This is a genomic window from Paenibacillus sp. 10L310 (assembly GCF_056395745.1).
The window spans coordinates 193141-205505 of record NZ_JBFTKC010000011.1 but is presented as its reverse complement, the minus strand read 5'-3'; the positions used below and the strand labels follow the sequence as shown (position 1 = coordinate 205505).

Here is a 12365-nt window from a genome sequence, read left to right as displayed (position 1 = left end):
GTGTCTTCGTCTGCTCTTGAATAAATTTGACCGTTTGTTTCTTGAATTCTTCGTTATATCGTTGCCGCTGTTCTCCCATGTGGACACCTCCGTTAGTCTTATTATCCTTCCGTCCGTTAACGGGTGTCCACTTTTTATTCTAGCTCCATGGCGCGTCTTATATGGAATTATTTCATGTTTTCGTTATTCTAACGAATCTTAGACATCTTATTTTGCTGATTCCACCTATACTGATGCCGTTTCCCCGGTATTTCCGAGTAATAAGGTGACTGGAGTTCGTTAAAAAATCCAAACGGCTTTAATTGGCGTAATAGGGTGTCCTGGATTCGTTAGAATTAGTGGTAAGTGGGGGGCGATCGTTGGAGCTATTTTCGAACCGCGAGAGATCTTGATCTCAATGTACGGAGTTATGTGAGGTACTCTTTCAATTCCTGAAACTTTTGCAAAATAGCTTCCTTTTGATCTGTTTCAGAATATCCTGTACAACAATTTATAGAATCATAGCAGCTATCTCAATCTCAACGAAATCTCTAAACTATCCAAGGATTATGAACATAACGATCCAATACATCTTTCTCAAGGAGCGCCATCAGACACTGTAGCCCGCATAACCTCCGCCTGACCATGTGCAGTTCAATCCTCAACCCCATTCTACAGAGTCAGGGTCATACTTCGAGCTAGCGCTTTAGCTTACTCCACTCATCATCATTCTCAGAGGGGCTCCTATAGTTACTCTCAAAACCAACCTCACACACTCTCTCATAACCGTCCTCAAACTCACTTGGTCGATACAAGTTACGCTGATCTTGGGGTTTTGTGCTACAAGTTGGGGGTGTAACGCTGTATCCCCTTTTGTTTTGCTTGACTAACGTGTAAACTACAGGGTATGGAGAAGAAGAGCAACGAGTGGATTGCTTTTTAAAAAATTCATTTCATAATCATGATTGATATAAGGAAAACTAGTCTTGATGGCAGATACTGATACTAAGGTCATTATGAAATGGACTTATCTAAATGAATATACAGAGGTGTAACGATTGGCAAACTTTGAACAACTGGGCATTCGCCCGGAATGGTGCGAGATCCTGAAACATCAGGGCATCGCCGTGCCGACTCCGGTACAGGAGCGTTCGATTCCGGTACTGTTGGGTGGACGCGATATTATCGCTGAGGCACAGACAGGGACAGGGAAAACGCTGGCATTTTTGCTGCCGATTATTCAGAAAATTAACGTATCCGACCGTTCTCCGCAAGCGCTGATTATCGCGCCTACGCGTGAGCTTGCGCTGCAAATTACGGAAGAAGCGAAGAAGCTCACGGCAAATGACGATAAACTGCACGTGCTTGCCGTATACGGTGGGCAGGATGTGGATAAACAACTGCGTAAATTGCAGAACGGTACCCAGATCGTTATTGGTACACCGGGTCGTCTGCTGGATCACCTGCGCCGTGGCACGTTGAAGCTGGATAATGTGAAAAAACTGGTGCTGGATGAAGCCGACCAAATGTTGCACATGGGCTTCCTGGACGATGTGGAGACGATTCTTAGCGAGCTACCACATAAACGTCAGACAATGCTGTTCTCAGCAACGATGCCTAAGGGCATTCGCAACCTGGCGAAGACCTACATGAAAGATCCGGAAGATGTAAAAGTATCTTCCCAATCTGTTATCCCGATCAAACAAATTCGCCAGCAAGTGCTGGAATGTACGGATCGTGGTAAATTAGAAGCGCTTCGCGGCATGATTGATACGTATCGCCCATACTTGGCGATTATTTTCTGTCGGACCAAACGTCGTGCATCCAAGCTGAACCAAGATCTGCGTGAAGCAGGTTATGCAAGTGATGAACTTCATGGAGATCTGTCCCAATCCAAGCGTGAGAACGTAATGAAAGCGTTCCGCGATGCCAAACTGCAAGTGCTGGTTGCTACAGATGTAGCTGCACGTGGACTTGATGTTGAAGGCGTTACGCATGTATTTAACTACGATATGCCGCATGATGCGGAAAGTTATATCCACCGGATTGGTCGTACGGGCCGTGCAGGCGGTACAGGTCTTGCTGTAACGTTTGCAACAGAGCACGACAGACCGGAACTTGCACGTATTGAACAAGGTATTGACCAAAAGCTGTCCCGTATCCAGTGGACAAGCGAAGGTCCAATTGCTTCAACTGGAGCAGCTAGACGTTCCATCAACAGTCAAGGGGATGACGAACGTTCAGGCGGACGCTCTTCCGGAACTGGTAGTGCCCGTCGCGGTGCAGGCCGTAACGATCGCAGAGATGGCGGACGCAGTGGTGGTCGTAGCGGTGGCCGCAGCAGCGACAGCAGTCGTGGTGCAGCGGGTCAAGGTGGACGCGGTGCGGGTCGCAGTGGCGACGAGCGCAGCGCAGGTCGTGGTTCCGCGCGTAGCAGCGACAGCAGTCGCGGAGCAGCGGGCCAAGGCGGCCGCGCAGCTAGCAGCGGCTGGGCTGGCCGTAGTGCCGACAAGCGCACCTCCGGGCGCAGCAGCGAAGGCTCTCGCCGTCCGGAATCCGCAGGACGCGGACCGGCGAAGGGCGACCGTCGCGATTCTCGTCGCGGACGGTAAAGCCTTGGCGCAAGCGGCGATATAGCCGCAATTGCGCAGGCACCATGCCATGCCACAGGGTTTGGCATGGCACATATGAGAGGGTTCGGGTACAGATGTACCGAACCCTCAGATCAAGGGTCGCGACGGAACCACGTCGCGGCCCTTTTTCACCAGGACAGATGCTCATTTCCGCTTATTCTTTTTGTCATCTGTGAGTGCCTGTTTGCGTGCCTACTTGATCCATGGAAGATGCCATTTAGGTATTCCCCATGTAGTTTTTCCTTTTTTTCGTGTACTGCGTTTAGCACGTGGCAGACTGCCATAAAATTCAAAACACCTCATCCTAGACCTAAGGATGGGGTGTTTTTGGATTAATTCTTATATCATTAGAAGCATAACCTTCGATCTGTGGTGCTGACGCGCATGCAGGGATGGATGAAATTGCATTCGTCTATATTACAGGGAGTGAGTTTGCACTAAACTACGTTTTTCTTTCTCAATATATCATCCCTACAGCTGAACATCTGCATATTGATCCCGATATTTCTCGTTATAAACCCGACCTACCGACTCTGCCAATCCCCCTCGTGCCTTGCTCGGATAGCGTTCAATCGTGTGATAAAGTCTCATGAAGCGATCCTTGGGCATAAAGCGGGCGTAGCGGGTAATAAGACTAGGGAATAACTCAATATATTTGCTCTTGCGCACGGCAGCAGCAGCTACGGCTGTAAGTATCTGAATTCCATTGTGGAGCTGTAAAATGTTCACTTCATAGGTCGCGATATAACGAATCGCATCTTCACGGATCAAATCCGGCTTAAGCCGAGCAATCTCACCAATATATTCAGCCAGCAGCCGCTCGAAGCTGCGTAAGAGCAAGGGCTTGAGCTGCAGATCCATATCACTGCGTAGGACAAAGGATTGTAACAGCGCAACCTGTTGCAGTCGAATCCGGTCATTGTAGACGAGTGAGCCGATCTCGCGGAGCATCTCATAGGCAAGTGCTTCATCCTGTTTTCGAGCTTCGGCGACAAGAGCCCAATTGCGGTTAATACCCTGGCGGATGAGTTCCTCATCCTGTTGTAACGTGCGCTTCAACTCGCGCTGCTGCTCTACCTCGAATGAACGTTTCTGCATGAAGATCAGTAAGGCCAGAAGCAACAGGGAAACGCTGGCTGCCGCCATGGTCTGATCTATGGTCTCACCGAAATAGGTAGCAGCTACACCGAACAATATCGTAATGAACAAGTCGCGTGCAATCCGGCGTTTTACACGGGAAGTTGCCTTCGCTTGAACGGAATTGAGGGTACCCCGGCCACAGGCCGTGCACTCCTCTTCCCACAGGCAGGTGTACTGTCCACAACGTGAGCAGACTTGCAACTTTTCATAGGCATAGGTCGTTCGATGAAATGGTCTTATGGATACAACTAGTTTAGTACTCATGCTTAATCACGCTCACCATTCAGAATAGTGTAGAGGGTACGATCCGTGTCTTCCCGGGAGACCGGTTTCCGTCGATGAAGCTGGAGTGCAAAACCCTTTATAATGACAAAAAGAAACAATATGGCGAGGCATCCGTATGTAACCATAATCCGTTCCCTTCTATGGCTTGGTGAACAAGCGCTGTTATATTGCAGTTTGCTGGCAATAACTATATCATATTTCCATAGTTGGTACTTTTGTGCCAGTTCAAGGCATGAAATCGTCGATTTTTGTCAGTCATTACAAAACTGTAACTCAAGATAGGGGTGCTTTTCAGAATTTGTTAGTAGACTGTTAAGATTTCCTTAAGGCTTGACGCCTATAATAAACTATTCCCATTTTAATCTCAAACGTGAAGGAGTACACCCAATGCTGCGGACACGCAAAATACGCTGGCTTAGTGGAACGATGGTTCTGCTGACAATTCTAACGCTACTGTTACCTCAAGCGTTGCTGCCACAAGCTGCAGCGGCTCAGGCACAGACAAGCGGAATCGATGCGGTACTTGTAGCCGATGTAAGTAACTCAATGAATACAAGTGACCGTGACAAGATCAGTAATGAAGCCATGAAAATGTTTATTGATATGCTGCCCGTCCAGGGGGACAAGGTAGGAATTGTCGCTTATACCGATCAGGTGGAGCGGGAAAAGGCTATGCTGGAGATTCAGTCCGATGCGGACAAGAGCAACCTGAAGGATTTTATAGATCAGCTCGGCCGGGGGCCATATACCGATGTCTCAGTTGGTGTCGCCGAAGCCGTGAACATACTGAATCATGGTGCAGACCCATCCCACTCGCCAATGATCGTGCTGCTGGCGGATGGCAACAATGACTTTAACAAAACCAAAGGCCGTACACAGGCACAATCTGATGCTGACCTGGCAAAAGCCGTGAAGGAAGCACAGGATCAGGGTATTCCGGTGTATACGATTGGATTGAACGCCGATGGTAAGCTGAACAAGAATGCACTCGCAGACCTGGCTCAGCAGACTGGAGGTAAATCATTCATTACCGATACGCCGGATGATCTGCCACAGATTCTGAGTGAGATCTTCGCCGATCATGCCAAACTGAATGTGGTGAAGCTGCCCTCTGTAACGGGAAACGGCAGTTATCAGGAAGTTACCGTGAATGTACCGAATGACAGTGTATTGGAAGCAAACATTTCGATCATGTCTTCGAAGCCGGTGGAAGTGCAATTGACGGACCCTTCCGGACAAGCCGTGGATCTGAACTCGGATGCAGCCAAGCTCTCCACGTCGAAGAGTTATTCGCTTGTGAAGCTGTTGAAACCCCAAGAAGGAGACTGGAAACTTCGGGTAAAAGGGGCTCCGAAAGACAGCATCGATATCAACCTGTTGTTCAACTATGATCTTCAGCTCGTTGTGGACCCAATTAAGACCAAGTCCTATACCAAAGGGGACAAGGTTGATCTTGCAGCCAAACTGGAGAATGGCGGTCAGCCACTTCAGGATAATGATCTGTATACAGATATGAAGGCCACGCTGGTTGTGAAAGATGTAGATACAGGTAAAAGCGAGGAACAACCGCTGGAAAACACAGGTTCTGGTTTTGCCGGAACGTTTGAAGTACCAGACAATCATAACTATGAATTAGTCATCCGTGCGGAAGAAGACAGCTTCTACCGTGAAAGTGAGCCAATCACGATCAACACGAGTGGATCAGCCGGAAGCGGATCTCAACCAACAACGTCAGGCGGTGAACAGGACAAGCCGTTTCCTTGGTTGCCTGTCATCCTGGGTGTTATAGCTCTGATTGTGGTCGGTGTTGGTGCCTGGTTCTTGATGGGCTGGCTGAAACGCAAAAACCAGGGATTTGTAGGTCAGATGGTTGTGGAGATTCGTGATGAGAACACGGGAGACAAGTCATATCCACAATATAAAAAGCTGGTATCCTTCCGCGGTAGATTTCATCTGCATCAGTTGTTGCAACTGGATCCTGAGCTGAAGGAAACCGAAAAATACGTATTTACGCCCAGCAATGGGGATCGAATTATAATCCGTAACACCGCAGGCGGTACGTTGGAGAAATCCGGTCGTGCAGTCGATGCAAGCTCAGGCGTTGAACTGAAGAACGGTGACCGACTGAGCATCCCGCTGCAACAGGCGGACAAGACCATTTTGATCGAGTATTTGGTGTGAAGGATTATAGCTAAATGAATGTAAGCTATATAAGTTGAACTAATCCATTTACACGAGAACGCAGAGGACAGAAAAAAGCTGGAGAAGCGGAAGCGTTCGCCTAAAAGCTTTCTGAAAGAAAGCTGCATCGGAAGCATACGCTATCCCCAGATTTTCACCGTTGAAAAAGAGAATCAAAAAATCTGGGGATAACAGCGATCGGAAGGTTGTTCTGTCAACGGAGTGGCAAGTGTAAATATTCTTTAGTTTAATTATATAGATTGAAGCATACGTGCGTTAATCTAAGGAGGACATGGAATGAAACCGATTGTTAGAGAACATATTCAGCAACTGGATGTATCACTTGGCGGAGGTATTGTCAGTGAGAAGATCAGAGTTGATACGATTGATAATCCCATTCTGATTATCGGTCTGGGAGGAACGGGAATTGACGCACTGCTGCGTCTCAAATATCAGATCAACCGTCGTTTCAAGCTGCCACAAGACCCAGTATCCAAGAAAAAAATGGACAAGCCGGACAATGTGGAGTTTCTGGCTTTTGAGACAAACGAACAGGATCGTGCCAAAAAGTATAAAGGGATCGGACTCGACCCGATTAATGAATTCGTGCTGCTGTCCAATGCCGAGATTGGCGGACTTCTACAGAATCGCAGCGTGCTGGAACCTTATATTACGGACTGGCTGTCTCCCGAACTGAGCATCACGGATGGTATGAACGGCGCCGCAGGTGTACGTCAGGCTGGACGTCTGCTCCTGTTCACCAAGATTAATCAGGTCGTACAGGCTATCGACAAAAAGATCAAAACCTTATCCGTAGGCACCAACAAAAAACTGATGGTGTTCCTGCTGACAGGTCTGTCCGGCGGTACAGGCAGCGGCTGTTTCCTCGATATTTCCTATATCGTGCGCGGCATTATCGAACGTGATCACGGCTCTGCCGGGATTGACCGCGTGAATACGCTGGGATATCTGTTCACGCCAGATGTGAACCTGTCCAACAAGAGCTTGAGTGAACACACTCGTGAATACATTCGTAAAAACGGATATGCTGCGCTCAAAGAGCTGGATTACTGGATGAACGTGGATAGCCGCGGTGAGCGGTTTACACAGAAGTACGGCAATATTTTAACCGTGAACTCACCACTGCCTCCATTTAACCTGTGTCATCTAATCTCTGCTACGAATACCGAAGGCAAATTGCTGGAGAACGCCTACGATTACTGCATGAACGTCACGGCCGAGAACATTACCAACTTCATGGCAAGTGAGGAGAAGCAGTCGGGTGAGGAGTTTGCGATCCATGACTATATCAGCAACATTCGCACCAACATTGCACAGATGAACAAGGTGTACCCGGCTAACTATGATTACAACATCATCGGTGCATCTTCGGCTGTCCTGCCGATTGAAGAGATGACCACGTATCTGGCGTATCGCATGTTCGATAAAATGAACACCATGTTCTCCAAAGCACCAAATCAGGAGGATACCGAGAAGTTTGCCCGCAAGCTGGGCATTGATCTCGAAAGTGTGGTCAAGTCCTTTGAAGCCCGCGTGCCTGAGCCGCTACCTGGTTATCAGAACAGCGAGCGTTTATCCTATGGCAACGTGGTGAAATCACAGGTTGTGAATATGGACACCGAACTGGAACAGAACTTCCTGGCGCGTGCCCGTGAAGAATATATCAAGGCGAAGAAACAACTGCCAGGCGAGATTGCCGGTCAGTTCACCGAACAGATCCGGCGTATGTTTTTGCATCCCGAACAAGGTCCGTTCTATGTCTCCCGTCTGATTTATACGGAAAAAGGTTTCTGTGTACTGAAGATGATTCAGTCGTACATCGAAACGTTGCGTGAGAATGCCTTCCGCATTCCGCGTGATATCGAAGCAGCTCAGGAGCAGTCCGAAGAGAAGTTGGGCGATGCGAAGAGTGCTTTTGTCTCCAAAGAGAAGAAAAAGAATGCTTATATTGAAGCAAAAATTCATGAGTACTGGCTGCACGCCGACGTGGAACGCAACGATCAGATGATCGAGTTCTATGAAGATCTGTATGAGTTGCTGAACCAGGAGAACAGCCGCATTTATAACGTATTTACCGAAACGCTGAATGCCCTTAGCTCGATATTCGCCAAGAACGGTGACCTGCTGACACGTGGCGAAGAACAAGCCGATCACAAAGGCAACAAAACATATTACTGGAACGTTGTAAGTGTACCGGATATCGTCAGTGTGGTGGACGGGCTGTTGGATAAGCGTGATACAGATGATCTGATCCGTGACTTCTCTCGTGAATTGCTGGAAAACTCCAGCCAGTGGGTGAAAGAAAACGAGATTGATATCGTCAGCTCCATCTCCGACTTCCTGAGTGAGAAATTCGGTGATCTGATTACCCGTTCCATGGAAGATTTCCTGGTGATCAAATACGGTCAGGATGAGTCAGTCGAGAAATTCGTGGAACGTTTCATTGCTGGCAAGTTGGATGATGAGGCTGTTCCGGTGTTCAATCTGAGCAACAGTACAGGCAGTCTGCATTTCCCTTCATGGGGATTTGTATCGGTGCCGGCACAGGCGCCGGGCATTCTGAAAGGGATTCGCAATTATCAGAACAATGCGGTAGGCAAGTCTCATTTTACCGTTAAGGAAAGTGAAGTGCGTAACCGGATATTCTGGCTGAATACCCGCAACGGGGTACCACTCTTTGTGTATACTCCGCTCAAAGTATATGAGGAAAGTTATGAACGTACCATTTTGGACAAAGAAGGCATTGGTCGACACTTGGTACAAACGGAGAAAAACAACTGGACCTATCTGCCGTCTCCGATTCCGGAGAAATCATGGGGAGATGTGTACGAGAACGCCCGCGTGAAGCAGTATAACGCCCGTGTGCGTAACGAATTTGAGCAGGCGCTTGGATACAACATTGTGACAGCCAAATCCATTGATGAGAATACAAGCAACCGATATGCGATTGTGACAACAGAAGCGTTTGATCTGTCTGCCAAACTGGGAGCCTACGACATGCGTCTGACGTCCACCACGCCGAACCTCGGCGAAGTGAAGCGGGCCGTGATCGAGCTGAAGCGTCTGCAATCCGAAGGGTTGCCACGTGTGGGAGTTAAGGATATTTTCGGCAGTATTAATGAAGATATGGCCAAAGAAAACCTGGTACGCTCTCCGCAGCTGATTGCGCGCGTACGTGAGGAACTGGCGAAGATGAATGCCATCTCGGCAAAAGTCGCCGAACTCGAAGGCATTCTTGCCCAGTACCAGGACGAAGAGCAGTGGTATGACCGCTTCATCGAAGCGTTATATACTGACACCATCGTCAAAAAAGGTGCCCTCTACGTCTATGACCGTGACCCGGAAGAAGACGCATGGGAGCCGTTCGCAAACTTGATGAAGAGCCGTAACTTTGCCGAGTATGAAGTGTTTGGCAACTTCCGCGGTCTGGCAGAGAAGGATCGCAGTACATTGCTGCGCAAAGCCTCCCGCCGCGATAACGATCTTACAGCTTCTGAGGATATCACCCCACTGCTGACAAAGCTGGATGATCTGGCTGCGCTGTTCATGGAATCGCGCGATCGTCTCGAATACGAGCGGGTAGAACTGGCTAACGGAGAAGACATCTATCAGTTCTACAGAACGATGTCGTCCAAGCTGAACGACATTCGCAGAAGGCTGAAGTAAGATGGCGGCCGGGATGGAGTTCAATTCGAACAATACCCTGAAGCGTGATCTGGAGAAGTATGCAGCGCAGTATGCAATAGAGCAGGAGCGTCAAGGCAGCCTGGGTGATGGACGCAGCAGTATCCATTACCCGACGCTGTTCCTGTTTGTGGGTGATCTGGTTGCACCTGCAGTGTCTGCTGTGCAGGAGATCAATCGGCTGAAATGGGATAACGGAGACGGTGTGGTCTACGTTCAGATTGGTACAGAAGATCAGAAAGAGCATCCGGGTGAAAAGAGGAATATTGGCTCGTCCGATGATGGTCAGGTGACTCGTCACCGCTTGCCTTTGTCCGCTGGGCAGACAGAGCGACCGTCCAAAACACGGCGTAAGGATGTACATCGCAGTTTCCACGAATCGGATCAGGCGCTCTACGATCTGAATCGTACGCTTCGTCGGGTCAGTAACCGAATTGCCGAATATGGACGGTTATACTCGTCATTTGATCGGATTTACGTTACGGTGGTAACCAGAGCGGATGATCCGTTGAATGTATTGTTGCCAGAGCTCACCAAGCTAACGGAGACCATTTTGTCCCAAGCCTTCAAGTCGGTGCAGACGGATCTGCATGTATTGGTCAGCGAGATGGAACAGGTGGATTCCTTCGGGTATGCCAGCGCAGCAGGCCTCGCTTTTCTGCGGGAACTGGATTATATGCAGTCGCTGGACTACACGTTCAGCGGTAAACTGCTGGTGACGGAGGATGGGATCTCCATTCCGGTTACACATCCCGCGTCACCGTTGTTTGATCTGGTATATCTGTTGTCCGACAAAAATGAGCGTGGAACCGGCGTTCCCGGTGGCTGGATCGAAAATGCCGAGATCATCTGCCGCATCTGCCTGCTGAAGAACAGGAAGCAGGATGTGGATCACTCGGGTAGCGTTTCAAGCACGGGAGCGAACACGTACAATAATACATCTTTTAAAAACAATATTCGTACTACCTCTGATCAGCATGGTTATGCCAGCGCGGGTTTTGCCGAGATCAGGCGGCCAAACAAGCCGATTGCACTGGCGGTGTTATATCACATGTATCGGTATCTGCTCGCACGCATGCGGCAGGAGCCGGACTGGAGCATTAAGGACAAGCTATCTTTCTTTGGACTGGACGCGGCCTCGGTGGAACGCAAAGTCGAAGGCCTGCTGCCCAATGAAGATCTGGTTAGTGGCATGAGTGGCATCATGACGCATAACGTCAGTTTCTCTGATCTGAAGCCGCTCTCACTTCGTGAAGCGGAGAGAGCGTTGTTTGGACAAGGAGCTGAAGCGTACTTCCGCGATAACGTTGTCCGTCTTGTCGAAGAGCGTGTGCGCGAGCGCAGCTCTAGCGGTTCCCTGCGCTGTCATGCTGAACATTCCCGCGCGGAGCATCCAGAGGTTGGTTACTTCCAGTGGGCGGCCTGGAGTGACAGTGAGCCTGGCAGTGTGCGTGAAGCGCTGCTCGGATTGATTCGGGATAAATCGATGCAGCTTGAATCGGCACGTGCTCTACTGGAGCAACGTCAGCAAGAGCGAGTGGAAGATCAGTCGTTCAAACGAGCGTTGTTCCGTGATAAACAGAATGTGCGCAATCTGATTGACTGCATGCTGGAGCGAGTGTATGTACCAAAGGTAGAATTACTGCGACTGGAAAATGAATTACATCTGCTACGTATCTACGATACGGAGATGGAAGAACTTCATCGTTTTAGTCGTCACGTCACAGCAGCACTTGAAGCGCTGGAACGCACACTGCGAGAGACAGCTGCCCAAAGTATCGCTGCTGCCGATGAATACATCGGCCAGAACGTGATGGAGTACTACGGCAAAGTGACGGAAGAGCTAATCATCGACCTGGAAGCCAAACGCGGACGGGATGTATGGTTTGAGGACCGTTACATGGGAGACATGAACCGGCTTGCCACAGAAGGCGATGACCGTCTGTTGAAACGAATGATGGAGGTATGTCACTCGTTGCTGCTTACGGCCGAGCCGTTGCGATTGCCATTTGAAGAAGAACTGTTGCAGCGGGCGAATGTCACGATTGCCTACGGAGATAAAGATGTATTAACCCGCGATGATCTGTTCCGCAGGTTGTACCACACGCTGGAGGATCAGGCGGTTGTTCGGGTCCGGGTATTCGATTATACGCAGGAACATCGATATGAAGAGAAGTATTTCTTTGGTGACCATCATAGTGCTTTCATGGACTACGCGGCACATGCCGAAGAGACGTCACGTATCTACAAGTTGGGTGTGGTGTACGAAGAACGCAGTAGTGGCGTGGAGAAGCTGAATCTGATGGGCGGTTTCCATCTGGAGGATCTCATGGTGTATCGGAACGGCAAGGTATATTATGACTCGTACACGGAGAATGGCTATGAACTTCACCCCGCTGGTCTGGTGGAAAAGTTGTCACCCATTCGTTAAGACGCCGGCGG

5 protein-coding genes are annotated in these 12365 nt (G+C 49.3%); 4 read left to right on the top strand and 1 reads right to left on the bottom strand.

Going from position 1 to position 12365, the window contains the following annotated elements; genetic code table 11:
- Positions 1–1037: 1037 nt before the first annotated feature.
- Positions 1038–2591 carry a DEAD/DEAH box helicase gene (locus AC1DE7_RS21900; RefSeq protein WP_477535151.1) on the top strand — a complete coding sequence of 518 codons (1554 nt, stop codon included), beginning with the start codon at positions 1038–1040 and terminating at the stop codon, positions 2589–2591.
- 492 nt (positions 2592–3083) lie between these two features.
- Here AC1DE7_RS21900 and AC1DE7_RS21895 read toward each other — a convergent pair whose 3' ends face one another.
- Positions 3084–4016: a hypothetical protein gene (locus AC1DE7_RS21895; protein WP_036612767.1), complete on the bottom strand. Its 933-nt coding sequence runs from the start codon at positions 4014–4016 to the stop codon at positions 3084–3086.
- Positions 4017–4424: 408 nt separating this feature from the next.
- Here AC1DE7_RS21895 and AC1DE7_RS21890 point away from each other — a divergent pair, with 408 nt between their 5' ends.
- The 3 genes from AC1DE7_RS21890 (at position 4425) to AC1DE7_RS21880 (ending at position 12354) form a co-directional block, all read left to right on the top strand.
- Positions 4425–6218 (top strand): vWA domain-containing protein, encoded by a 1794-nt coding sequence (locus AC1DE7_RS21890; RefSeq protein WP_282320030.1) that lies wholly within the window; start codon positions 4425–4427, stop codon positions 6216–6218.
- Between the two features lie 297 nt (positions 6219–6515).
- Positions 6516–9905: a tubulin-like doman-containing protein gene (locus AC1DE7_RS21885; protein ID WP_091036105.1), complete on the top strand. Its 3390-nt coding sequence runs from the start codon at positions 6516–6518 to the stop codon at positions 9903–9905.
- Between the two features lies 1 nt (position 9906).
- Complete coding sequence (locus tag AC1DE7_RS21880) at positions 9907–12354, top strand: transcription initiation factor TFIID (RefSeq protein ID WP_477535150.1); 2448 nt, start codon at positions 9907–9909, stop codon at positions 12352–12354.
- Positions 12355–12365: the final 11 nt, after the last annotated feature.